The sequence below is a fragment of the Chromohalobacter beijerinckii genome (genome assembly GCF_023061185.1).
GTDB classification, from domain to species: Bacteria; Pseudomonadota; Gammaproteobacteria; order Pseudomonadales; family Halomonadaceae; genus Chromohalobacter; species Chromohalobacter beijerinckii.
Map to the genome: position 1 here is coordinate 81,436 of NZ_JAKGAK010000006.1, position 23,474 is coordinate 104,909.

The following is a 23,474-nucleotide window of genomic DNA, read 5'->3' on the forward strand; positions in this document are numbered from 1 at the left end:
CGCCAATCCCTCGCGCGGCGATGCCTTGAGGCATGAATGCGATGAGTGGAACGGATTTCCTGGGGCCCTCTGAACGCACCGCGCGGCGCACAACCGCCTCCTGTCTTTTGTCCGGCAATCCCATTGCCTCGCCGACACGAGCAATCTCTGACGAAACCGATGAATCTTACCGAACTCAAGCAAAAAACCGTTCCCGAACTGCTGGATATTGCCCGGGAAATGGGCATCGACAATCTGGCACGTTCGCGTAAACAAGACATCATCTTCGCCATTCTCAAGAAGCATGCGAAAAGTGGTGAAGACATTTATGGCGATGGTGTGCTGGAAATCCTGCAGGATGGCTTCGGCTTTCTTCGCAGTGCTGACAGCTCCTATCTGGCCGGCCCCGATGACATCTATGTCTCGCCGTCGCAGATCCGTCGCTTCAACCTGCGCAAGGGCGATAGCATCGCCGGCAAGATCCGGCCGCCGAAGGAAGGGGAGCGTTATTTCGCGCTGCTCAAGGTCAGTCAGATCAACTTCGACCGGCCCGAAAACGCCAAGCACAAGATCCTGTTCGAGAACCTGACGCCGCTGTTCCCGCAGGAACGCATGGTGATGGAGATCGGCAATGGCTCGACGGAGGATCTGACCTCGCGGGTAATCGATCTTACGTCGCCCATCGGCAAGGGCCAGCGTGGTCTGATCGTGTCGCCGCCCAAGGCGGGCAAGACGCTGATGTTGCAGAACATCGCGACGTCGATCACGCGTAACAATCCCGAATGCCATCTGATCGTGCTGCTGATCGATGAGCGTCCCGAAGAGGTCACCGAGATGTCGCGCACCGTGCGTGGCGAGGTGGTGGCCTCGACCTTCGATGAGCCGCCCGCGCGTCACGTCCAGGTCGCCGAGATGGTCATCGAGAAGGCCAAGCGTCTGGTCGAGCACAAGAAGGACGTGGTCATCCTGCTCGATTCCATCACCCGCTTGGCGCGTGCCTACAACACCGTGGTGCCGTCCTCGGGTAAGGTATTGACCGGTGGTGTCGACGCCCACGCGTTGGAAAAGCCCAAGCGTTTCTTCGGTGCGGCGCGCAACATCGAGGAAGGTGGCAGTCTCACCATCATCGCCACCGCGCTGGTCGACACCGGCTCCAAGATGGATGAAGTCATCTTCGAGGAGTTCAAAGGGACCGGCAACATGGAGGCGCACCTCGACCGCAAACTGGCCGAGAAGCGCGTCTATCCCGCGCTCAACATCCGCCGCAGTGGTACGCGCCGCGAGGACCTCATTGCCTCCGAGGAAGAGATGCAGCGCATGTGGATTCTGCGCAAGCTGCTCAATCCCATGGATGATATCGCGGCGACGGAATTCTTGATCGATCGCTTGAAGGATACCAAGACTAACTTGGAATTCTTCGAGGCCATGAAGCGTAGATAACATCGGTCTGCGCTCGGCAATACGGCGTTGAACTCCGGCTCGCCATGCTCATGTACTAAAGTACTCAGCTGGCTCTCCGGAGTTCGCCTTGTCTTCGCTCGGTCCGATGCTCTGCATTAATGCGATCAGTGCTACATCTAGGCTTCGCAGCAGAAACGAAAATGAAGGGCGGCATGTTATGCTGCCCTTTTCGCGTTTTGGCACGGAAAACCACATGAAGTATCGGGACTTGCGTGATTTCATCGCGGCGCTGGAGGAACGTGGCGAGCTCCAGCGAATCACGGCGGAGGTCGATCCCTATCTGGAGATCACCGAGATCTGTGATCGCACGCTGCGCGCGGGCGGGCCGGCGCTCTTGTTCGAGAACGTCAAAGGCCACGCCATGCCTTTGCTGGGCAATCTTTTCGGGACGCCGGAGCGTGTCGCGCTGGGCATGGGCCAGGATTCGATCGCTGCTCTGCGTGAGGTCGGCGAACTGCTGGCGTTTCTCAAGGAGCCGGAACCGCCCAAGGGCTTCCGCGATGCCTGGGAAAAGCTGCCGATCTTCAAGCAGGTGATGAGCATGGGGCCCAAGACGCTGCGCAAGGCGCCATGCCAGGAAGTGATCCGCGAAGGCGACGATGTCGATCTCGATCAACTGCCGATCCAGCATTGCTGGCCGGGCGATGTGGCGCCGCTGGTGACCTGGTCTTTGGTGGTGACTAAGGGGCCCCACAAGGAGCGCCAGAACTTAGGGATATACCGCCAGCAGAAACTGGGCAAGAATCGCCTGATCATGCGCTGGTTGTCGCATCGCGGCGGAGCGCTTGATTTCCAGGAATGGCAGCAAGCGCACCCTGGCGAGCCGTTCCCAGTGGCGGTGGCGCTGGGTGCCGACCCGGCGACCATTCTCGGCGCCGTAACGCCGGTGCCGGACAGTCTTTCCGAATACGCCTTCGCCGGTTTGCTGCGCGGCTCGCGCACCGAACTGGTCAAGTGCGGCCATGCCGATCTCGAGGTGCCGGCGTCTAGCGAAATCGTGCTCGAGGGCTACCTCTACCCCGACGATACGGCGCCGGAAGGCCCTTATGGCGATCACACCGGCTACTACAACGAGGTCGAAACCTTCCCGGTCTTCACCGTGGAGCGCATCACTCACCGCCGCGATCCGATCTATCATTCCACCTATACCGGGCGACCACCGGATGAACCCGCCATCCTGGGCCTGGCGCTCAACGAAGTGTTCGTGCCGATCCTGCGCAAGCAGTTTCCCGAGATCATCGATTTTTACCTGCCGCCGGAAGGCTGTTCCTACCGCATGGCAGTAGTGACCATGAAAAAGCAGTACCCGGGCCACGCCAAGCGCGTGATGATGGGCGTCTGGAGCTTCTTGCGTCAGTTCATGTACACCAAGTTCGTGATCGTGCTCGATGATGATGTCGATGCGCGCAACTGGGAAGACGTGATCTGGGCGATCACCACGCGCATGGATCCGGCGCGCGATACGGTCATGGTCGAGAATACGCCCATCGACTATCTCGATTTCGCCTCGCCGGTGGCGGGCCTGGGATCGAAGATGGGGTTCGATGCCACCACCAAATGGTCGGGCGAAACCGACCGCGAGTGGGGCACACCCATCGTCATGGACGATGCCGTCAAGCGGCGTGTCGACGCGCGTTGGGAGGAATACGGTATCGCTACGCCACCACCGGCCCCCCGACATTCGCCCCAGAGCGACGAACGAGGACACGATGACGCCTAAGACGCTGACCTGCCATGTCGAATCGGTCGAAGACCTGACGGCCGACGTATTTCGCGTCCACCTGGCGGGGCGCCGCGAAGCCATCGCGCATGCCCCCGGCCAGTACCTGGAACTCAAGCTCGACGAGGATATCTGGGTGCCGTTCTCCATCGCCAACGCCCATGTCGATGATGGCATCATCGAGTTGCACGTCCAGCATTGGCCGGAACGCAGCAATTCGGCACGCCTGCGCGAGATGCTCGTGCAGGCCGCTCAGTTGACGGTGCGCTTGCCCAATGGCGGCTGTGTGCTGGATACCCAGAGCCGGCGGCCGCTGACGCTGATCGCGGCGGGCACGGGCTTCGCCCAGATGAAAGCCATCGTCGAGGCGGCCCTGGCCAACGAGCACCCGGGCCCGATTCGGCTGTGGTGGGCGGTCAAGTCGCCCCGTGACCTGTACCTGGAAAGCCTGGCGCTCGAATGGGCCGCCACGCATCCCCACCTCGACGTGCATACCGTGGTCGAGGACAGCGAGCCTGCGCTGAGCGCGCCGGCCGGCGTGACGCGGCACATCGGCCGCATCGACGAGGTGCTTGCCGAGTACCACGGTGACATCTCCGGCGACGATGTCTACCTGTCCGGCTCGCCGGGCATGGTGTACGCCTGCATCGACACCTTGGCACCGCTGGGGCTCGACCCCGAGCGAGTGTTTTCCGATGTCTTCGCCTATGCGCCGCGCGTACCGTTGATCCCCCTGCCGGAAGAGGTTAGCGAAGAAGCCCCGCTGTCACCCGGGGAACGCCGCACGGAGGGCGACACATGAGCCAATCGCCGATTCTCGTCACCGGTGGCGCCCAGCGCTTGGGGCGGCATTGCGTCGAGCGTCTGCTCGACGATGGTCAGCCGGTGATATTGAGCTATCGCCGCGAGCGCGAGGCATTGGACGTCTTGCGTCGGCGTGGTGCCGTGACCCTGCAGGCGGATTTCTCGAGCGAGGCGGGCATCCTCGACTTCATCGCCCGCCTGAAGGCACAGACATCGTCGCTTCGCGCCATCGTCCACAACGCCAGCGACTGGGCGCCGGACAGCCTTGATGACGATGCCGGCGCCAATTTCGAACGCCTGTTTCGCGTGCACATGCAGGCTCCGTACTTGATTAACCTGCATGCCCGCGAACTACTCGATGCCTGCCAAGAACCGCAGCGCGACATCATCCACATGACCGATTACGTCAGTCAGAAGGGATCGCGCAAGCATGCCGCCTATGCGGCCACCAAGGCGGGGTTGGACAATCTAACCCTGTCGTTTGCCGCCATGTACGCGCCGAGCATTCAGGTCAACGCCATCGCGCCGGCCCTGGTCATGCTCAATGACGATGACGACGACGCCTATGTCGAGAAGGCCAAGGCCAAGTCGTTGATGGCCAAGGTGCCGGGGCCGGGCGTCATCTATCAGACACTGCGGTATCTGCTCGACAACGATTTCGTTACGGGCGCGATATTGCCCGTCGACGGTGGCCGTCACCTGCGATGAGCGATAGCCCCGCCGTGGGCTTGTCAAATCGCGACAGCCGTGTAGGATGAGAGCATGTTTTGGAGTCAACCCATGTCGATAGCATCAGCCACCGCAAGCACGCATTCCCTGCCGGTTCAGGTAGTGGAAAACGCTGTGCGTGCGTTCTTTGGCTTTAGCTATTGGTATTGGTTTAGCCCCGGCGTGCCCGGCGGTAGGGTCACATGACCTGATACGCCGCGAGGCACGCCCCACCCCGGGTTGCCTCCAGCGTCTTCGAACCCCCGGTCGGCAACCCGACCGGGGGTTTTTGCGTTTAATCCCCCCTTTTTTTGACGAATGACACGGGAGCGAAACATGTTCGAGATCGGCGGCGCATGGCAGAGCACGCAGGCACTATATTATTGGCGATTTAGCGACGTCCGGTCGGCCTTAGCTGCCACCTCCGACCGTGAAACGCTGGGTGGCGTCCGCCGAACACGAAGTTCCGCTGTCCGCTCGTGACGGACAGTCCAGACAAGAGACTCGACATGAACGCACCCTTGACGATGCCCCAACGCCCCGATGTCGCCACGGCACCCTCTCATCAGCCCTTGCCCACGCCGGGTGAGCTCAAGCAGCGCCTGCCGCTGGAAGACGCCCTCGGTGAGCAGATCGAACGCCAGCGTGGCGAGATTCAGGCCATTCTCGACGGGCGTGACGACCGCCTGCTGGTAGTGGTGGGGCCCTGCTCGATCCACGATCCGCGCGCGGCGCTGGAATACGCCGAAAAGCTCAGTGAGCTCGCCGCGCGCCTCGACGACCGTCTGCTGATGGTCATGCGTGTCTATGTCGAAAAGCCGCGTACCACCGTAGGTTGGAAGGGCCTCGCCTATGACCCGCACCTGGATGGCAGTGACGATATGGCGCAAGGCCTGGAGGTCTCGCGGCGCTTGATGCGTGACATCGCCGCTCTGGGCATGCCCGTGGCCACCGAATTGCTGCAGCCGATGGCTGCGCCGTACCTGGAAGACCTGCTCAGTTGGGTGGCCATCGGTGCGCGCACCACCGAGTCGCAGATCCATCGTGAACTCGCCAGTGGCCTGCGGGCCGCGGTGGGCTTCAAGAACGGCACCGACGGCAGCGTCGATGTCGCCGTTGCCGCGATGCAGTCCGCTGCGCACCCGCACCGTCATTTCGCCCTCGACGATGCCGGCCGTCCGGCGATGCGCGAGACCGACGGCAATCCGCATACCCACGTGGTGCTGCGTGGTGGGCATGGCAAGCCCAACTACGATGCGGATTCGGTTCGTGCCTGTCGCCGCACGCTACAGAGCGCCGGCATCACGCCGCGTCTGATGGTCGACTGCAGCCATGCCAATTCGCGCAAAGACTACCGCCGCCAGACCGAGGTCATGCTCGATGTGCTCGAGCAGCGCCTGGCCGGCGATCGCGATCTGGTCGGCGTGATGCTGGAAAGCCACCTATATGAAGGCAAGCAGTCGCTGCAGCCGGGTGCCATGCGTTATGGCGTCTCCGTCACCGATGCTTGCCTGGGCTGGGACGGCACCGAGCATCTGCTGACATTGGCCGCCGAGCGGTTGCGCGATGCCTGTGCCTGAGCGGCGCTTCATGGCACTGTCATATCGGCGGTTCAGGATATGACCTCACAGCATGTTCCGACATGACGGAGTGTCGGTGGAACGCCGTGAGGAGAGACCATGAGCAAGGAAATCGAGACCCAGCACAACTTCAACCGCAGCGATAACGAACCGTTCTCGTCGGTACTGGCACGCCACGTTTCTCGGCGTGACATCATGCGCGGCGGCCTGAGCCTGGCCGCCGTGGGCATGTTGGGTGGCATTGGCGGACTCAACCTGGCCAGTGCGCAGGAAAGTGGTACCCGCAAGACGCCGCTGGCGCTGGCGTTCGAGTCGCTGCGTGGCTCGCGTACCGATGCCGTGGTAGTGCCCGAGGGCTACACCGCCCAGGTGCTGATTCCCTGGGGCACGCCGCTGGAGGATCAGGCGCCGGCTTGGCATCGCGAGCAAGAGATGACCGCCGAGGCACAGGCCCGCAGCGTGGGTATGCATCACGATGGTATGCATGCTTTCCCTTTGAGCGAGCAACATGCCTCGCGCGACTTCCTGCTCGCCCTCAACAACGAGTACATCGACCAGGACGCGCTCTGGGCGCCGCGTGGCGGGCCGACGAATCCCGACAGTGGTCAGCGTCCGGCCGACGAGGTGCGTACCGAGATCAATGCTCATGGCGTCACCATCGTGCGGGTGCGCAAGCAGGCGGAAGGCGGCTGGTCGCATGTGGCCGGTGACGCCCACAATCGCCGATTCACCAGCGCGACGCCGATGGACTTGGCAGGCCCCGTGGCCGGTAGCGAGTACGTCAGAACCCGTTACTCCCCGTATGGCACGCGCACGCGAGGCACCAACAACAACTGCGCCAATGGCTTCACGCCCTGGGGCACCTACCTGACCTGCGAAGAGAACTGGCCCGAGGTCTTCGTCAATCGCGGCGAGTTGAATATCGATGATGCGCGCCTGGGGCTGCCCACCGAACGCGGCCGCTATGGTTGGGAGACCGCCGCCGGCGTTGACGGTGAGCGCGATGACGAGTTCGCGCGTTTCGATGTCACACCGCATGGTGAGGGGCCACGGGATGATTATCGCAACGAGACGCGGACCTTCGGCTATATCGTGGAGATCGATCCATACAATGGCCAATCCCGTGCGGTGAAGCGCACCGCGCTGGGACGCTTTCGACACGAGGGTTGCTGGCCGGGCAAGTTGGTCGCCGGTGAGCCGGTGGTCTTCTATTCCGGGCATGATGCCCGTAACGAGTACATCTACAAGTTCGTTTCCGACGCCAAGTGGGACCCGGCAGATGCCAACCGTCCCGGCGAGGCGTATGACCGCCTGGCATTGGGTGCCAAGTACATGGATCAGGGGACCCTCTACGTTGCCCGTTTCGATGCCGATGGTGGCGGGGAATGGTTGGCACTCGAGCCGGACACGCGCGTGGCGGACGGTCGCACGCTGGCTGCGGCCTTGTCGCTGGCGGAAGGCGATCGCGCAGGCGTCATCGTACATACCTGCGACGCCGCCGACCTGCTCGGCGCTACGCCGATGGACCGTCCCGAATGGGGGACCGTCGACCCGAGCTCGGGCGAGGTTTACATGACGCTGACCAACAATTCCCAGCGCACTGCCGCCGACTCGGCGCCGACCTTCACCAATGAAGGCGACGCCATCGACGCGGCAGGCGTGGGGTATGCCACGGCCCCCACCAATGCCGCGAATCCGCGTGCCGACAACGAGGCGGGACAGGTGATCCGCTGGCGGGAGCGGGGCGACGACGCCACGCGTTTCGACTGGGAGGTGTTCGTGTTCGGCGCCGCCGCAGACGATGCCGACAACCTGTCAGGGTTGACCGAGCGCAACCAGTTCGCCAGCCCCGATGGTCTATGGTACGACGACCGCGGTGACGACCAGGGCATTCTGTGGATAGAGACCGACAATGGCTACGACGGTGTCGCCGAGCAGACCAACGACCAGGTGCTGGCGGTGGTGCCGGCGGCACTGTCACGCGAGAGCGGCCAGGCGTCGGTGGTGGGGGCCGCCAACCAGCAGCAACTCAAACGGTTTGCGGTGGGCCCCAATGACTGTGAGGTGACCGGCATCTTCGCCACACCGGACAAGACGGCGCTGTTCATCAACATCCAGCATCCCGGCAATTGGCCAGCGGATGCCGATGCCGCGATGCAGGACGCCTCGCGCGCCACTGCCGGTAGCGTACGTCCACGGGCGGCCACGGTGGTAATCCAGAAGGCCGATGGTGGGCAGGTCGGGGTATAACTGACGGCGTGAGGCGGGAAGACAAACCCTCCGAGGCATAACCTCGGAGGGTTTGTCGTTCCAGGGGAGGAACTTGGCATACTGCCTACGAGCTACGAGCTACGAGCTACGAGCTACGAGCTACGAGCTACGAGCTACGAGCTACGAGCTACGAGTTCAGGGCTTGGCGGCATAAGCATAGAGTAAGGTTTCCTGGGCGCTGATCGGTTCGGCGTCGCCGGCATCGAGGAGACGGTAGCGGCCGTCGGTTTGTAGCTCCCAGCTCTGACAGTTGTCCACTAGGTAGGTGGCCAGGTCCTTGCGCACCCGTTGGGCGAGCTTCTTGTCGAGCAGTGGGAAGCAGGTCTCCACGCGGCGGAACATGTTGCGCTCCATGAAATCGGCGCTGGAGCACCAGGTCTCGGGCTTGCCGCCGTTGTGGAAGTGAAACACCCGGGTGTGCTCCAGGAAACGACCGATGATCGAGCGCACCCGAATGTTCTCGGAGACGCCCTCGACCCCGGGGCGCAGGCAGCACATGCCGCGAATGATGAGATCGCACTGCACACCGGCGCGCGAGGCGCGGTAGAGCGCGCGAATCAACTGCGGCTCGGTCAGCGAGTTGCACTTGATGATCAGCTGCGCCTTTTGGCCCTTTTCGGCGTGACGCGCTTCGCGGTCGATCATGGCCACCAGGCGGTCGTGCAGCACGAACGGCGCGTGTAGGAGCGTATCGATCTGGCGCGGCTTGCCCATCCCCGAGAGTTGCTGGAAGACCATATGCACGTCTTCACAGAGCGTTTCGTTGGCGGTGAGCAGGCTGTAGTCGGTATACAGCTTGGCGGTCTTGGAGTGGTAGTTGCCGGTGCCCAGGTGCGCGTAATAGCGCAAGGCGCCGCGTTCGCGGCGTACCACGTGAAGCATCTTGGCATGCGTCTTGTAGGCCATGACGCCGTAGATGACGATGGCGCCGGCTTCTTGCAGGCGCGAGGCCAGTGCCAGGTTGTCGGCCTCGTCGAAACGGGCGCGCAACTCGATGACCACGGTGACTTCCTTGCCGTTGCGCGCCGCATTGACCAGAGCGCCGACGATGGGCGAGTCCGCGCCGGTCCGGTAGAGGGTCTGCTTGATCGCCAGTACGTCGGGATCGTCGGCCGCCTCTTGAAGCCAGTCCTCGATCAGCGAGAAGGACTGGAAGGGATGATGCAGCAAGATGTCGCTCTGGGCGATCTGGGTGAACAGGCTGACATCGCTCTTGACCTGACGCGGCAATCCCGGCGTGAAGGTGCGATACAAAAGGTCCGGGCGGTCGACGTCGCTGAGTACCGACATCAGGCGGGTCAGGTTGACCGGGCCGGATACACGGTAGAGATCCGCCGCCTCGAGTTCGAACTGGGTCAGCAGGAAGCGCGAGAGTTGATCGGGGCAGTTGTCGGCGACTTCCAGGCGCACGCCGCTGCCGTAGCGCCGTGCCAGCAGCTCGCCGCGCAGCGCCGAGGCCAGATCCGAGACGTCCTCGGGGTCGACGGCCAGATCGGCGTTGCGCGTCAGGCGGAACTGGTAGCAGCCACGCACTTCCATGCCGGGGAAGACCTCCTGGGCATGGGCATGGATCATCGAGGAGAGAAACACGTACTCGGTGTAGCCTGACTCGCACAGCTCGCTCGGCAGACGCATCAAGCGTGGCAGCGAGCGTGGCGCTGGCAGGATGGCCATGCCCCCCTCACGACCGAAGGCGTCGGTGCCTTCGAGCTCGACGATGAAGTTCAGGCTCTTGTTGACCAGTCGCGGGAAGGGGTGCGAGGGATCGAGGCCGATGGGACTGATCACCGGCATGATCTCTTCGGCGAAATACTCGCGCACCCACGCGGCCTGCGCCTCGGTCCACTGCGTGCGTCGCCGGAAGCGCAGCCCCTGCTCCTCGAGTGCCGGGATCAGCGTCTCGTTGAGAATATGGTATTGGCGTTCGACCTGCTCGTGCGTGATGCGAGAGATTTCGGCCAGTACCTGGCGCGGAGGCAGGCCATCGGCACCGCTCTCCTCGCGGGCCAGAGCGACTTGGTGCTTGAGGCCCGCCACACGAATCTCGAAGAACTCGTCCAAATTGGAGGAGAAGATCAGCAGAAACATCAACCGGTTGAGCAGTGGATGCGAAGGATCCAGGGCTTGCTCGAGCACGCGGATATTGAACTGCAGATGCGACAGCTCGCGATTGAAATACAGCGCTGGATCGTCAAGATCGGCCTCGGGAAACGGCGCGGGCTTGGCGTGAATGCCCGTGCGCGTGCGGTTGACGCGAAGTGGGGGCGTTTCACCGGCCTCTTGAGAGGTTGCATTGTCGCTACCGAGGGGAACATCGGAAGAGCGCGTGTCGTCCATCATGAGCTCCCTGTCGTCGCTGGTGACCAACCGCTGCCCCGGAAGCATGACACCCATCTGTGACAGGCATGTGACAGTGACGACCGGGCGCCTTCAGTATACGCATGAAACAGGGCACGACACGCGTCAATCAACGGTGAGGAAGGACCAAGCGTGGCCCGCGTGTCGGAGATCAGTTTTCGCGGGGCGCCTCGTCTTCGGCATCGTTCCGGTGACGCGGTACCAGGCGACCGAAGAGGATACCAACCTCGAACAGCAGCCACATGGGGACGGCGAGGAGGCTCTGTGAGACCACGTCCGGGGGCGTCATCATCATGCCGACCACGAAGCAGCCGACGATCACGTAGGGGCGTTTCTTGCCGAGACTCTCGACGCTGGTCGCGCCGGTCCAGATCAGCAGAAAAGTGGCGATGGGGATTTCGAAGGCCGCACCGAAGGCGAAGAACAGCTTGAGCACGAAATTGAGATACTGATTGATATCGGTCATTACCGTGACGTTCTCCGGCCCGGTGTGGACGAAGAAGTCGAACAGTAGAGGAAAGACCGCGAAATAGGCGAAAGCCACGCCACCGTAGAACAGCAGGATACTCGAGGCGAGTAGAGGAAATGCCAACGTCTTTTCGTGCCGGTAGAGGCCCGGTGCGATGAATGCCCAGGCCTGATAGAGCACGAAGGGGACGGCGATGAACAAGGCCGTGAACAGCGTCAGCTTGAAGGGCGCCAGGAAAGGCGAGGCCACTTCGGTGGCGATCATCTGCGAGCCTTCGGGCAAGAGCGCCATCAGAGGGTCGGCGACGAAGCTGTAGATGTCGTTGGAGAAAGCGTAAAGCGCAGCGAAGATGACGACGATCACCGCCACCGCCTTGACCAGCCGCGAACGCAGCTCGATCAGGTGTTCGATCAAGGGCGTCTGGGCGTGCTCCTCCGGTTCGCGGGGCGGTGTATCGCTCATGGGGCGTTGGAATCCTTGGCGGACGAGGCGTCGGGTGTTTCCTGGGAAGCGGCGGTACGCGCCGCCGGGGCGCCATCCTCCGGTTTAGGCGCCGCCTGGCCCCGGCGTGATCCGGTGCGATGCGTATCGGTGTCGTCGGCGTGACGTTCGACCCCATCGCGGACCTTGTGCAGCCCGGCGTCGAGCTTGCGTTGTTGCTCGTTGAGCTTCTGGCGCAGGTCCTCGGCTTCCAGCTGTGCGTTGATTTCGCGCTGCATGCCGGACACCGTGCGCTTGATCTTGCCGATCCACAGACCCACGGTGCGCGCCGCCGTGGGCAGGCGCTCTGGTCCTAGCACCAATAGGGCCACGACACCGATGAGCATCAGTTCGAGAAAGCCCATATCGAACATGGTGGTTACTTCCGCTCAGAGGTTTCGTCGGCCTTGGACGATTGCGAGGCTTTCGATTGCGTGTCGAGCGTCTCGTCGTTCGCCTCATGCTCGACACGCTGCTGCGTCGTGTCCTCGTCGTCGTGCGCTTTTTTCTGTTCCTCTTCGCCGACTGCGCTCTTGAATCCCTTGACGGCGCCCCCGAGATCGCTGCCCAGATTACGCAGCTTCTTGGTGCCGAAGATCAGGATGACGATGCCGAGAACGATCAGCAGTTGCCAGATACTGATGCCACCTAACATGGAAGCTCTCCTTCATGCTCGGGTACGGCCGAGCCGATTAGCGTGATTGTCGTGCCGCCTTCTCGTCGAGGCCGGAGACGCCGAAGCGACGGGCCAGCTCATCCAGCACGGCTTGGTGATCGATGTCCAGATGCGACAGCATCACCAGGCTATGAAACCACAGGTCGGCCGTTTCGGCGACTACTGCTTGACGTGTCGCGTCGTCGCCGTGCTCGGCATCCTTGGCGGCCAGCAGAGTCTCGGTGGCTTCCTCGCCGACCTTCTCCAGAATCTTGTTGAGTCCCTTTGCGTGAAGCTTGGCGACATAGGAACTCTCGGGATCGGCGTGGCGGCGTGCGGCCAAGACGTCCGCGAGCTGGGCAAGCGTATCACTCATGATGTGACGGTCTCGTTATCGTATGGCGATGGGTGGATGGTAAGCAAGATGGCGCGTGATGCGGTGCCACGTCAACGCCAGGCGATAAGTAGCAGGCCGAGCGCGGCGGCGACCAGCACCGGCCAGGGTTGGCTATGCGCCCATTCCCAGAGGGGCTGCCAGGCCAGCGCCACGGCGATCAGCAAGGCCCCGAAACGCAGTCGCCGCGCGCGCGTCCCGGCACCGCGCAAGCGCCGCCGCAAGGCATTGAGCGCCTCGGTTTGCTGGCGCTGCTGGCGGTGGCTGTCTTCGCTTCGGGCGAGGGCCTGGTGGGCCAGCACTGGCAGCTCGGGTAACTGTCGCGAGAGTTCAGGCGCGTGTTTGGTCAAGGCATCCCAGAAGCCGCGCGGCCCGGCCCGTTCCTTCATCCACTGTTCTAGGTAAGGCTTGGCGGTGCTCCACAAGTCCAGGTCCGGGTACAGCTGGCGACCGAGCCCTTCGATATTGAGTAGCGTTTTCTGCAACAGCACCAATTGTGGTTGGACTTCCATGTTGAAGCGTCGCGCGGTCTGGAACAGCCCCAGCAGCACCTGGCCGAAGGAAATATCCTTGAGCGGCTTCTCGAGAATCGGCTCGCAGACGGCGCGAATGGCGGCGGCGAACTCATTGGCGCGCGTGTCCTCGCCGACCCAGCCCGATTCGATATGCAGCACGGCTACTTCGTAGTAGTCCTGGCGGAAGAAGGCGAGCAGGTTGCGGGCCAGGTAATCCTGGTCCTCGCGGGTCAGGCTACCGACGATCCCGCAGTCGATGGCGATGTACTGCGGATCGTGCGGATTGTCGGCGGACACGAAGATATTGCCGGGGTGCATGTCGGCATGGAAGAAATTATCGCGAAACACCTGGGTGAAGAAGATCTCCACACCGCGCTCGGCGAGTCGGCGCAAGTCGATGCCGGCCGCTTGCAGAGCGTCCATGTCGGCCACTGGAATGCCGTGGATGCGCTCCTGGACCATCACCTGCTTGCGTGTCAGTGACCAATGAATCGCTGGCACGTAAAGCAGCGGCGAGTCGCGGAAGTTGCGCTTGAGCTGTGAGGTGTTGGCCGCTTCCTTGTGCAGATCCAGCTCATCGAACAGCGTTGCTTCGTAGTCGGCAACGACCTCGACGGGGCGTAGCCGCTTGGCTTCGGGAACACGTTTGAGCAGGCGCGCGAAGGTATACAGCAGGCCAATGTCCTTGCGCATCACGCCATCGATGTTGGGGCGGATGATCTTGACCACTACGTCTTCGCCGCTGTGCAGGCGTGCGCAGTGGACCTGGGCAATGGAGGCCGAGGCGAGTGGCTCGTGGGTGAATTCGGCGAAGGCGGCATCGATGTCCATGCCGAGCTCTTCCTCGACCAGCGCGCGCGCCTGCTCGCCGGGAAACGGCGGCACCTGATCCTGTAGACGCTTGAGCTCGTCGGCGATATCCGGCGGTAGCAGGTCACGGCGGGTGGAGAGCATCTGGCCGAACTTGACGAAGATCGGGCCCAGGGCTTCGAGTGCCAGACGTAGGCGCTTGCCTCGGGTATGTGGGCCGGTGGGGAGCAAGCGCAGTGGCGAGAGCTTCATCGACACGCGCAGTATGCCGGGGAGGCGCTCTGCAGGAATCAGGGTGTCGAGGCGGAAACGCGCGATCACCCAGGCAATACGAAACAGCCGCAAACTCACGACGCGTGTTCCTCCTGTCGGCGACGTTCGATTTCGCGAACCAGCCGGTCCAGGCGTGCCTCGAGTCGGTCGGTGGCCAGGCCCAGTTGCGTCAGGTGTTCGCGAGCGATGTCCCATTGCGTGCGACTGGGGAGTAGTCGCGCTTCCTCGGTCAGGTATTCATGCACGTCGCGTCGCAACTCGCCGCGCGTGCGTAGACCGAAGCGGTTCAGGCGTCGCAAGCCTTGCGACAGGCTATGCGCCGGCATGTCGCCTAGCCGGTGCGCCAGTTCGGCTTCCCAGTCGATCTCCAGATCGCTGAGCAACTGACTGGCGCGTTCCAGTACATGGGTGCGGCCACGCACCGACAGCCTCCCGGCGAACATCAGCGCCTCGACACGTTCGCCACCCAGCAGTGCGCCCAAGGTCTCGGCGTCCAGTTCGACGACCACGTCGCTATCGGCCTCATCGGGGTCGTGCTGGACGAGCAGGGTGATGCCATGGGTGTCGAAATGCACCAACACCGCCAATGCCGGACGTTCGAGACGCAGCGATATGCGCTGTCCAGCAAGCTGCGACAATCGCGCGGGCGAGGCGGGATCGTGTGCCAGAAGTCCGTTGATCAGCGTTTCCGCGCTGGCCAGCAGGGTGGTGAACATCACCGGCATGACGGCCTCATAGTTTGATGCCACGGTGCAGGGCGACGACGCCCCCGGTCATGTTGGTGTACTCGACACGTTCGAGCCCGGCGTTTTCCATCATCGCCTTGAGGGTTTCCTGGTCAGGGTGCATGCGAATCGATTCGGCCAGGTAGCGATAGCTCTCGCCGTCCTGGGCGACCCATTCACCCATACGCGGCAAGACGCGGAAAGAATATTCGTCGTAGAGGCGCGACAACGCGGCACTCGCCGGCTTGGAAAATTCCAGTACCAGCAGGCGGCCGCCAGGCTTGAGCACGCGCGTCATGGAGCGCAGTGCGGCATCTTTATCGGTGACGTTGCGTAGGCCGAAGGCGATGGTGATGCAGTCGAAGCTGTTGTCGGCGAAGGGTAGCGCTTCGGCATTGGCCTGCACGTATTCGACATTGTCGCCGACACCGTTGTCGAGCAACTTGTCGCGGCCTACTCGCAGCATCGAGGCGTTGATGTCGGCGAGCACCACGCGACCACGAGGACCGACCAGGCGCGAGAACTTCAGCGCCAGATCGCCGGTGCCGCCCGCGATGTCGAGCACGTGATGACCGGGGCGCACACCGGCGCGCTCGAGGGTCAGGCGTTTCCAGAGGCGATGCACGCCGAACGACATGAGGTCGTTCATGACGTCATAGCGGGCGGCGACCGAATGGAAGACTTGCGCCACCCGGTCGGCTTTCTCCTCGACCGGAACTTCCTGATAACCGAAGTGGGTCGTGCGCTTGTCCATGACCTTTCCTTGGGCAGGCGTGGAGTGCCCGCGCGGTGCGTGGAAGTGGGGCTGCATTGTAACGTCGCCCCCGGCGTTTGTCGCCACGCCGGGGTGTCTTATAACTCCTTGATGGTGATGGTGGAAGGCTCGCGCGAGGCACCGGCCTCCTCGAGGCGGCGCAGGTAATCGGCCCACCATTGCTCTTGATGGCGAGCCATTTCATAGAGGTAGTCCCAGCTATACAGGCCGCTGTCGTGGCCGTCGTCGAAATGCAGCTTTAGGGCATAACGCCCGGCCTGAGTGATGTTCTTGAGGCCGACATCCTTCTTGCCGACCTGCAGGACAGCCGTGTCCGGGCCGTGGCCGCGAACCTCGGCGGAGGGGGAGAACACGCGCAAAAGCTCCGCCGGCAAGCGGTAGGACGTGCCATCGGCATAGCCGAGCTCGAGCTCGCGGGCCTTCTGATGGTAATGGATGCGCGTGGGAACGTGAGCGGACATGAGCACCTCCGGTGAGCTTGAAGCTGGAAGAGCGCCGCTGCGCGGCTGGATGCATGAGCAAAACGCTTAACTCAAGCGTGGAGAGCTACATGATGATTGTCGAGCTTCGAGCTTCGAGCTTCGAGCTTCGAGCTTCGAGCGGCTCGTGGCCCGAAGCCCGAAGCGCACGCTCTAGAGAATGTAGCGGGACAGATCTTCGTCGGTGGCCAGTTCGCCGAGTTGCTCGTCGACATAGGCGGCATCGATGGTCAGCGGGCTGGCCATGTCGCCTCCCTGGAAGGACGGCTCCTCGAGTAGGCGTTCCATTACCGTGTGCAGGCGCCGGGCGCCAATGTTCTCGGTGCCTTCGTTGACCTGCCAGGCAATCTCGGCGATGCGCGTGATGCCTTCATCGGTGAAGTTCACGTCCAGGCCATCGGTCGCCAGCAGCGCTTGGTACTGTTTGGTCAGCGCGGCGGACGGTTCGGTGAGGATGCGCTTGAAGTCAGCCGGCGTCAGCGCTTGCAGCTCGACACGGATCGGCAGGCGACCCTGCAATTCGGGGATCAGGTCCGATGGCTTGGAGAGGTGGAACGCCCCCGAGGCAATGAACAGGATATGGTCGGTGTTGACCATGCCGTGCTTGGTGGACACCGTCGACCCCTCGATCAGCGGCAGCAGGTCGCGCTGCACGCCTTCGCGGGAGACATCGCCGCCGCTGCCCGAGTCACCGCGCTTGGCGACCTTGTCGATCTCGTCGAGGAAGACGATGCCGTTCTGCTCCACCGCTTCGATGGCGCGGTTCTTGATCTGCTCTTCGTTGACGAGCTTCGCGGCTTCTTCATCGTGCAGCAGGCGCCGGGCTTCCTCGACGGTCACGCGGCGCGACTCAGACTTCTGCTTGCCCATGTTGGAGAACATGCTTTGCAGCTGGCTGGTCATTTCTTCCATGCCCGGCGGCGCGGAGATATCGAAGTTGCCACCCTGAGGCGTGACCTCGATGTCGATCTCCTTATCGTCGAGCTGGCCTTCGCGCAGTTTCTTGCGGAAGGTCTGGCGCGTCGAGGAGTCGTCGCGGGCATGGTCGTACTCGCTGCCACGCGGCCGGGGCAGAAGCGCGTCGAGAATGCGCTCCTCGGTGGCGTCCTCGGCCTTGTGAGCGACTTCTTCCTTGGCCTGCTCACGGACCATCTTCATGGCCATTTCGACCAGGTCGCGGACGATCGACTCGACGTCGCGACCGACATAGCCCACTTCGGTGAACTTGGTCGCCTCGATCTTGATGAACGGCGCCCCGGCCAGCTTGGCCAAGCGACGGGCGATCTCGGTCTTGCCGACCCCCGTGGGGCCAATCATCAGGATGTTCTTGGGCACCACCTCGCCGCGCAGACTGTCGTCGAGCTGCATGCGGCGCCAGCGGTTGCGCAGAGCGATGGCCACCGAGCGCTTGGCTTCCTGCTGGCCGATGATGTACTGATCCAGTGCGTGGACGATCTCGCGGGGAGTCATCTGTGTCATGACGGAGCCCTATGCTGCCCGGGAGCTGTGAGCGTGGCTCACAGCTCCTCGAGGGTGATGTTTTGATTGGTGAAGACGCAGATATCGCCAGCGATTTCGAGCGACTTCTCGGTGATGGCGCGCGCGTCGAGCTCGGTGTTCTCGAGTAGTGCGCGTGCGGAGGCCTGGGCGTAATGGCCGCCGGAGCCGATGGCGATAATGCCGCGTTCGGGTTCGACGACATCGCCGTTACCGGTGAGGATCAGCGAGGCGTTCTTGTCGGCCACGGCGAGCATCGCTTCCAGGCGTCGCAGGGCGCGGTCGGTGCGCCATTCCTTGGAAAGCTCGACGGCGGCCTTGACCAAGTGTCCTTGGTACTTGTCCAACTGGGCCTCGAAGCGCTCGAACAGGGTGAAGGCGTCGGCCGTGCCGCCGGCGAAACCGGCCAGCACCTTGCCATGGTGAATGCGGCGTACCTTACTGGCGTTGCCTTTCATCACCGTGTTGCCGAGCGACACCTGGCCGTCGCCAGCGAGGGCGACATGTTCGCCGCGACGTACGGATACGATCGTGGTCATGGATGGGAACTCCTTGTGGGGTGTCGGGCACCCGATGACTTGATTGCCGAGGCGCCCGTGGCCTCAGGCGATAAAACGGTGGCGACGAATGCCATGATGCTCACGGTAATGCGGGCGGCCGGCGGGGAAATCAAGCCGCCCGGACGCCCTTCAGTTCTGGAGTTTGATCAACAGTGGCTCGATGCCTTGCGTCACCATCAGGTCCTGGGCGCGCGATAGCTCGCGAGTATCCTCGTAGGGGCCGACCTGCACGCGGTGCCAGGTCTCGTCGTTGGAGGTCTGCACTTCGGTGATGTTGGCGAGCAGGCCGAAGTCCTGTAGCCGGCTTGCGAGACGCTCGGCATCGGCAACCTTGCGAAACGAGGCCGCCTGCAGCATGTACTTGAGTCCATCGGCGGAAGGATCGGCCACCACCTCGTCGGCACGCTCGTCGCTGGTGTCCGCCGAACTCTCACCGCCGCTACTGGGCGCCGCCGAGGTGTTATCCACCTTGGGGGCGATGACCTCCGATTCCGGTAACAAGGTATAGAATTCGAAAGTCGGCATGCGCGACTCGGAGGCGCCCTCGTTAGAGGTGCCGCTCGGTGAGGCGCCATCGCCTGTACTGCCGGTCGAATCGCTGCCGGACGAGGCGCTGTTGGAGGGCTTGGGCATTACCGTAGCGACCGGCGACGGGGCCGACTGCTGGAGGTATTGGGCAAGCACGAAGCCGGCGATCAAGCCGGCTACGCCCCATAGCCACCCCGGAAGGCCCGCGCGCGATGATTTGGTCTGGCGCTTGCGACTGGTGGCACCGCGTGACGCGGTGCGGGAGTTGTTTTTCCCTTGCTGGGCGGGGCGACGAGCCATGCTTACATCTCCTCGGGTGCGCTGACGCCCATCAGGTCGAGGCCGTTGCGCAGTACTTGGCGCGTAGCCAAGCCCAGCGCCAGCCGGGCATTGCGCAGTTCATCGTCGTCGACCATGACTTTGACCGCGTTGTAGCAGGTGTGGAAATCGGAGGCCAGATCCATCAGGTACTGGGCGACCTGCTGTGGCTCGCGAGTTCGGGCGGCCCGTTCGACGACTTCCGGGTAGCGTGCCAGGCGATTCATCAGCTCTTTTTCCTGATCGGTGTCGAGCCGGTTCAAGTGCTGCATGCCCAGCGCATGATCGAACGCCTTGGCGTCGGATTCGGCGCGGCGCATCATGCTGCACACGCGCGCATGAGCGTACTGGATGTAGTAGACCGGATTGTCGTTGGACTGCGAGCGGGCGAGGTCGATATCGAAGGTCAACTGCGAATCGGCACGCCGTGCAGCGAGGAAGAAACGGGTGGCGTCGCGGCCCACTTCATCGATGAGATCGCGCAGGGTCACGTAGCTGCCGGCACGCTTGGAGAGCTTGACCTCGACCCCGGAACGCGTGACCAGCACCATTTGATGCAGCACGTAGTCCGGCCAGCCTTGCGGGATGCCGGTTTCCAGCGCCTGGAGGCCGGCCCGCACCCGGGTGACCGTGGAGTGGTGGTCGGCGCCTTGCTCGTTGATCACGGTGGTGAAGCCGCGCTGCCACTTGTCGTGGTGGTAGGCGACGTCCGGCAGAAAATAGGTGTAATCGCCGTCTTTCTTGCGCATCACTCGGTCCTTGTCGTCACCGAAATCGGTGGTGCGCAGCCAGGTGGCGCCGTCTTCTTCATACGTATGGCCGCCGCCGACGAGTGCTTTCACCGTGGCGTCCACCTTGCCGTCGTTGTACAGCGAGGACTCCAGGAAGTAGACATCGAACGCGACACCGAACGCCTTGAGGTCAAGATCCTGCTCTCGACGCAGGTAGGCGACGGCGAAGTCCTGGATGGCATCGAGATCGTCGGCATCCGCTTTGCCGGTCACTTCCCTGTCATCGGCGGTAATCGTCTCGCCGGCCAGATACGCCTTGGCGACATCGGCGATATAAGCGCCGCGATAGCCGTTCTCGGGCCACTCGGCGGCCTCCGGCGTGAGGCCTTTCACGCGGGCTTGCACCGAGAGGGCGAGATTGTGGATCTGGACGCCAGCATCGTTGTAGTAGAACTCGCGGGTGACATCGAAGCCGGTGGCTTCCAGTAGCCGGCACAGGCAGTCGCCGATGGCGGCGCCACGCCCATGGCCGACGTGTAGCGGCCCGGTGGGGTTGGCGGAAACGAACTCCACCTGCACTTTCTGGCCCTGGCCGCTCAGGCTGCGCCCGTAGGTGTCGCCGGCATCCAGAATGCTGGGCACGACCTGGGCGACGGCGTCGGTGGCGGCGAAGAAGTTGATGAAGCCGGGGCCGGCGATGTCGACCTGGCGTATGGCGGCGCTTTCCGGCAGCGCCGCGACCAGTGCCTCGGCCAGCTCGCGTGGCTTGCGTCCGGCCGGCTTGGCCAGGGTCAGCGCGAGGTTGCTCGCGTAGTCGCCATGGGCCTTGTCTTTGGTCGGTTCGACCTTGATGGCAAGCGGGGTGTCTTGGGGAAGAATGCCTTGCTGCTTGAGCTGCGTACCGGCCGCGTCGAGCAGTTCGATGATGGTGTCTTTCATGAAATTCCGATGTCCTGTGTCTGGCGCGCGACAGGCCGGCGAGCGCCAGGCTGCGCTAAGAGCGTTAGGTCGCCTATTATCGGCGATTGGCCGACGCCTTTAAACCCAGCGGCGCCATGTGTCTTTCGTTGCCGCTCGTGGCGGCTTATGTGAGCGGTGGCTCCCGTCAACTCAGGGTTTGTGGATCGACATCCAGCGAGGCGCGTACGCGCCGACTATCGGGGTGATTGTCCAGCCACTGCACGAGCCAGGCGCAGGCGCGGTGCAGGGCGCTGCGGCGCGTGTCGGAGAGCATTAGCTGCATGTGATAGCGATTCTGGCGCCGCTCCATGGGGGCCGGTACCGGTCCCAGGCAGGTGACCGAGGCGTCCTGGGTGACGAGCCATTCGCGCAATGCTTCGGCGGCTGCGGTGGCGAATTCGGTGACGTGTTGCTCGCGTGCCGCTTCGAAGCGGACCAGGGCCAAGTGACGATAGGGCGGCAGGCCGGCCAGGCGCCGTTCTTCTAGCAGTTGGCCGGCGAGCGCTTCATAGCCGCTGTCGGCGAGCAGGCGCAGGTTGGGGTCGTCGGGATGCAGGGTCTGGACCAGCACGCGTCCGGGATGCTCGGCACGGCCGGCGCGGCCGGCGACCTGCACCAGCAGTTGGGCGCTGTGCTCGAGGGCGCGAAAGTCGCTGGCATAGAGGCCAGCGTCGGCGTTGACGACCACCACCAGCGTGACATGTGGCAAGTGATGGCCCTTGGCGAGCATCTGGGTGCCGACCAGCAGGCTGGGTTCGCCGCGCCGAATCTCGCGCAGGATATCCTCGAAGGCTTGCTTGCGCCGGGTGCTGTCGCGGTCGATACGATGCACGGGCGTCTCGGGGAATAGTGCGGCCAGCGTTTCCTCGGTGCGTTCGGTGCCGCTGCCCAGTGGGCGCAGGTCGCCACTGTCGCATTCCGGACAGGCATCGGGAAGCGGACGGTGAAAGTCGCAATGATGGCAGACCAGTTCCTGAGGTTGGCGATGCAACGTCATGCGGGCATCGCAATGCGGGCACTCGGCCAGCCAGCCGCACGCATGGCACGCCAGGGTGGGAGCGAAACCACGCCGGTTGATGAAGACCAGTACCTGATTGCCCGCGTTCAGGGTCTGCCGAATTGCCTCGATGGCGGGGGCGATCAAACCGCCCTGGCGGTGGCGTCCGCGTAGGTCGGTCAGCTCCAGGCGTGCCGGGGCGTGCCGGTTGGCGCGTTGGGTCAGACGCAAATGCCGGTAGCGGCCGCTACGTGCCTGAGCGAGTGTCTCCAGCGCCGGTGTGGCGCTGCCCAGCACGATGGGAATGTTCTCGCGGTGGGCGCGGGCGATGGCCAGGTCACGGGCGTGGTAGCGGAGGCCTTCCTGTTGCTTGAAGGAGCCGTCGTGTTCCTCGTCGATGACGATTACCCCGGCAGCGGCCAAGGGGGTAAAGACCGCCGAACGCGTACCGATGACGATCGGGGCTCGGCCGGTACGCGCGGCATCCCAGGCATCCAAGCGTTCGAGATCGGTGAGCCCCGAATGCAGGGCGACCACCGGGACCCGAAAGCGTTGTCGGAAGCGGGTCAGCGTTTGCGGTGTCAGGCCGATTTCCGGCACCAGCACCAGCGCCTGGCGGCCTCGCGCAAGCACCGCCTCGATGAGTTGTAGATAGACTTCGGTCTTGCCGCTGCCGGTAACGCCATGCAGCAGGCACGGGTGGTAGCGCTCGAGGCCTTCGTGAATCTCGGCAAGGACCCCCGCCTGTTCGCGGGTCAGAGGCAACGAGGGTTCGGCGAGCCGTGAGCCGGATTCTTCCTCGGTGGCCGTCAGGCGTTCTTCGTGGCACTCGACGAGATGCTTGGCCTGCAGGCCTTCGAGCTGCGCGCGGGTGAAGCCTTGCGCGGTGATCGCGCGTGTCATCAATCCACGTGGGTGCTGGCGCAGCATCGCCAGCAGTTCGGCCTGGCGAGGTGCACGCTCGAGCGGGCCGGTATCGCCGTCGCGCGCGATCCAGCGCTCCTGATGGCGCGCCTGCAATGGCCGCCCCTGGCGCAAGGCGACGGGCAGTGCCTGGGCGATGGTGTCGCCCAGCGGGTGTTGATAGTAGCGCGCGGTGAAGCGACACAACCACCACCAGTCGTCGGGCAAGGGGGCATCGTCGAGACACGCCAGTACGGACTTGAGCTGTGTGTCCGGTACGTCGCTGCGTTCGGGGCACTCGACCACCACGCCGATGAGCTGGCGGCGTCCGAATGGCACCTTGACGCGAAGCCCAGGGCGCCAGCCACAAGTGGGAACTTCGCGGCAGGGGCGATAGTCGAAGAGGCGTCGCAAGGGCGTGGGCAGGGCGACCCTGAGTAGGCGCGGCGTATGGTCGGTGCTCGACAAGAGTCCTCCGAAAGGGCGGTGGCACATGGCGTTGCAGGCGCCACGCGTCTTTTCAG

The 23,474-nt window shown here is 63.4% G+C and carries 20 protein-coding genes; 6 read left to right on the forward strand and 14 right to left on the reverse strand.

What is annotated here, in order from left to right:
* Nucleotides 1-159: 159 nt before the first annotated feature.
* The 6 genes from rho (at nucleotide 160) to L1075_RS07250 (ending at nucleotide 8,502) form a co-directional block, all read left to right on the forward strand.
* Complete coding sequence (rho, locus tag L1075_RS07225) at nucleotides 160-1,419, forward strand: transcription termination factor Rho (protein WP_040239575.1); 1,260 nt, start codon at nucleotides 160-162, stop codon at nucleotides 1,417-1,419.
* Between the two features lie 214 nt (nucleotides 1,420-1,633).
* Complete coding sequence (ubiD, locus tag L1075_RS07230) at nucleotides 1,634-3,160, forward strand: 4-hydroxy-3-polyprenylbenzoate decarboxylase (protein ID WP_246893968.1); 1,527 nt, start codon at nucleotides 1,634-1,636, stop codon at nucleotides 3,158-3,160.
* Entirely contained in the window at nucleotides 3,150-3,962 is an 813-nt protein-coding gene (locus L1075_RS07235; protein WP_246941153.1) for an NAD(P)H-flavin reductase, read from the forward strand. The genes ubiD and L1075_RS07235 overlap by 11 nt, the downstream gene beginning before the upstream one ends.
* Nucleotides 3,959-4,672, forward strand: coding sequence for a dihydromonapterin reductase (gene folM / locus L1075_RS07240; protein WP_246893966.1), 714 nt, complete (start codon nucleotides 3,959-3,961; stop codon nucleotides 4,670-4,672). The genes L1075_RS07235 and folM overlap by 4 nt, the downstream gene beginning before the upstream one ends.
* A gap of 509 nt (nucleotides 4,673-5,181) precedes the next feature.
* Nucleotides 5,182-6,252, forward strand: a complete 1,071-nt coding sequence (locus L1075_RS07245; RefSeq protein ID WP_075367941.1) for a 3-deoxy-7-phosphoheptulonate synthase — start codon at nucleotides 5,182-5,184, stop codon at nucleotides 6,250-6,252.
* A gap of 99 nt (nucleotides 6,253-6,351) precedes the next feature.
* A complete protein-coding gene (locus tag L1075_RS07250) occupies nucleotides 6,352-8,502 on the forward strand; it encodes a PhoX family protein (RefSeq protein WP_246941156.1) in 2,151 nt (716 codons plus the stop codon).
* A 156-nt stretch (nucleotides 8,503-8,658) separates the two neighbouring features.
* Here the strand turns inward: L1075_RS07250 and ppk1 are convergent, their stop codons facing one another.
* From ppk1 to L1075_RS07320, 14 genes are all read right to left on the reverse strand, one after another.
* Nucleotides 8,659-10,860: a polyphosphate kinase 1 gene (gene ppk1, locus L1075_RS07255; RefSeq protein WP_246941159.1), complete on the reverse strand. Its 2,202-nt coding sequence runs from the start codon at nucleotides 10,858-10,860 to the stop codon at nucleotides 8,659-8,661.
* A 172-nt stretch (nucleotides 10,861-11,032) separates the two neighbouring features.
* Complete coding sequence (gene tatC / locus L1075_RS07260) at nucleotides 11,033-11,812, reverse strand: twin-arginine translocase subunit TatC (RefSeq protein ID WP_075367939.1); 780 nt, start codon at nucleotides 11,810-11,812, stop codon at nucleotides 11,033-11,035.
* A complete protein-coding gene (gene tatB / locus L1075_RS07265; RefSeq protein ID WP_246941162.1) occupies nucleotides 11,809-12,204 on the reverse strand; it encodes a Sec-independent protein translocase protein TatB in 396 nt (131 codons plus the stop codon). Before tatB ends, tatC begins: the two co-directional genes overlap by 4 nt.
* A 5-nt stretch (nucleotides 12,205-12,209) precedes the next feature.
* A complete protein-coding gene (gene tatA, locus L1075_RS07270) occupies nucleotides 12,210-12,485 on the reverse strand; it encodes a Sec-independent protein translocase subunit TatA (protein ID WP_040239586.1) in 276 nt (91 codons plus the stop codon).
* A gap of 37 nt (nucleotides 12,486-12,522) precedes the next feature.
* Entirely contained in the window at nucleotides 12,523-12,861 is a 339-nt protein-coding gene (locus L1075_RS07275; protein WP_011505902.1) for a phosphoribosyl-ATP diphosphatase, read from the reverse strand.
* A gap of 71 nt (nucleotides 12,862-12,932) precedes the next feature.
* Nucleotides 12,933-14,555: a ubiquinone biosynthesis regulatory protein kinase UbiB gene (gene ubiB, locus L1075_RS07280; protein WP_040239589.1), complete on the reverse strand. Its 1,623-nt coding sequence runs from the start codon at nucleotides 14,553-14,555 to the stop codon at nucleotides 12,933-12,935.
* Nucleotides 14,552-15,202, reverse strand: coding sequence for a ubiquinone biosynthesis accessory factor UbiJ (locus L1075_RS07285; protein ID WP_246941165.1), 651 nt, complete (start codon nucleotides 15,200-15,202; stop codon nucleotides 14,552-14,554). Before L1075_RS07285 ends, ubiB begins: the two co-directional genes overlap by 4 nt.
* A gap of 7 nt (nucleotides 15,203-15,209) precedes the next feature.
* Complete coding sequence (gene ubiE, locus L1075_RS07290; protein WP_040239592.1) at nucleotides 15,210-15,956, reverse strand: bifunctional demethylmenaquinone methyltransferase/2-methoxy-6-polyprenyl-1,4-benzoquinol methylase UbiE; 747 nt, start codon at nucleotides 15,954-15,956, stop codon at nucleotides 15,210-15,212.
* A 98-nt stretch (nucleotides 15,957-16,054) separates the two neighbouring features.
* On the reverse strand, nucleotides 16,055-16,438 hold the full coding sequence (locus tag L1075_RS07295; RefSeq protein ID WP_040239594.1) for a gamma-butyrobetaine hydroxylase family protein: 384 nt from the start codon (nucleotides 16,436-16,438) through the stop codon (nucleotides 16,055-16,057).
* A gap of 171 nt (nucleotides 16,439-16,609) precedes the next feature.
* Nucleotides 16,610-17,935: an ATP-dependent protease ATPase subunit HslU gene (gene hslU, locus L1075_RS07300; RefSeq protein ID WP_040239595.1), complete on the reverse strand. Its 1,326-nt coding sequence runs from the start codon at nucleotides 17,933-17,935 to the stop codon at nucleotides 16,610-16,612.
* Nucleotides 17,936-17,973: 38 nt separating this feature from the next.
* Nucleotides 17,974-18,492 (reverse strand): ATP-dependent protease subunit HslV, encoded by a 519-nt coding sequence (gene hslV, locus L1075_RS07305; RefSeq protein WP_040239597.1) that lies wholly within the window; start codon nucleotides 18,490-18,492, stop codon nucleotides 17,974-17,976.
* Between the two features lie 150 nt (nucleotides 18,493-18,642).
* Nucleotides 18,643-19,341: an SPOR domain-containing protein gene (locus L1075_RS07310; RefSeq protein ID WP_246941169.1), complete on the reverse strand. Its 699-nt coding sequence runs from the start codon at nucleotides 19,339-19,341 to the stop codon at nucleotides 18,643-18,645.
* A gap of 2 nt (nucleotides 19,342-19,343) precedes the next feature.
* Complete coding sequence (gene argS, locus L1075_RS07315) at nucleotides 19,344-21,029, reverse strand: arginine--tRNA ligase (protein ID WP_246941172.1); 1,686 nt, start codon at nucleotides 21,027-21,029, stop codon at nucleotides 19,344-19,346.
* Nucleotides 21,030-21,195: 166 nt separating this feature from the next.
* Nucleotides 21,196-23,445: a primosomal protein N' gene (locus L1075_RS07320; RefSeq protein ID WP_378111923.1), complete on the reverse strand. Its 2,250-nt coding sequence runs from the start codon at nucleotides 23,443-23,445 to the stop codon at nucleotides 21,196-21,198.
* Nucleotides 23,446-23,474 lie beyond the last annotated feature (29 nt).

Bases quoted from the DNA above. Each gene is read 5' to 3' on its own strand.
- rho (WP_040239575.1), top strand. From the start codon at position 160: ATGAATCTTACCGAACTCAAGCAAAAAACCGTTCCCGAACTGCTGGAT.
- ubiD (WP_246893968.1), top strand. From the start codon at position 1,634: ATGAAGTATCGGGACTTGCGTGATTTCATCGCGGCGCTGGAGGAACGT.
- L1075_RS07235 (WP_246941153.1), top strand. From the start codon at position 3,150: ATGACGCCTAAGACGCTGACCTGCCATGTCGAATCGGTCGAAGACCTG.
- folM (WP_246893966.1), top strand. From the start codon at position 3,959: ATGAGCCAATCGCCGATTCTCGTCACCGGTGGCGCCCAGCGCTTGGGG.
- L1075_RS07245 (WP_075367941.1), top strand. From the start codon at position 5,182: ATGAACGCACCCTTGACGATGCCCCAACGCCCCGATGTCGCCACGGCA.
- L1075_RS07250 (WP_246941156.1), top strand. From the start codon at position 6,352: ATGAGCAAGGAAATCGAGACCCAGCACAACTTCAACCGCAGCGATAAC.
- ppk1 (WP_246941159.1), bottom strand. From the start codon at position 10,860: ATGGACGACACGCGCTCTTCCGATGTTCCCCTCGGTAGCGACAATGCA.
- tatC (WP_075367939.1), bottom strand. From the start codon at position 11,812: ATGAGCGATACACCGCCCCGCGAACCGGAGGAGCACGCCCAGACGCCC.
- tatB (WP_246941162.1), bottom strand. From the start codon at position 12,204: ATGTTCGATATGGGCTTTCTCGAACTGATGCTCATCGGTGTCGTGGCC.
- tatA (WP_040239586.1), bottom strand. From the start codon at position 12,485: ATGTTAGGTGGCATCAGTATCTGGCAACTGCTGATCGTTCTCGGCATC.
- L1075_RS07275 (WP_011505902.1), bottom strand. From the start codon at position 12,861: ATGAGTGATACGCTTGCCCAGCTCGCGGACGTCTTGGCCGCACGCCGC.
- L1075_RS07285 (WP_246941165.1), bottom strand. From the start codon at position 15,202: ATGCCGGTGATGTTCACCACCCTGCTGGCCAGCGCGGAAACGCTGATC.
- ubiE (WP_040239592.1), bottom strand. From the start codon at position 15,956: ATGGACAAGCGCACGACCCACTTCGGTTATCAGGAAGTTCCGGTCGAG.
- L1075_RS07295 (WP_040239594.1), bottom strand. From the start codon at position 16,438: ATGTCCGCTCACGTTCCCACGCGCATCCATTACCATCAGAAGGCCCGC.
- hslU (WP_040239595.1), bottom strand. From the start codon at position 17,935: ATGACACAGATGACTCCCCGCGAGATCGTCCACGCACTGGATCAGTAC.
- hslV (WP_040239597.1), bottom strand. From the start codon at position 18,492: ATGACCACGATCGTATCCGTACGTCGCGGCGAACATGTCGCCCTCGCT.
- L1075_RS07310 (WP_246941169.1), bottom strand. From the start codon at position 19,341: ATGGCTCGTCGCCCCGCCCAGCAAGGGAAAAACAACTCCCGCACCGCG.
- argS (WP_246941172.1), bottom strand. From the start codon at position 21,029: ATGAAAGACACCATCATCGAACTGCTCGACGCGGCCGGTACGCAGCTC.
- L1075_RS07320 (WP_378111923.1), bottom strand. From the start codon at position 23,445: ATGTGCCACCGCCCTTTCGGAGGACTCTTGTCGAGCACCGACCATACG.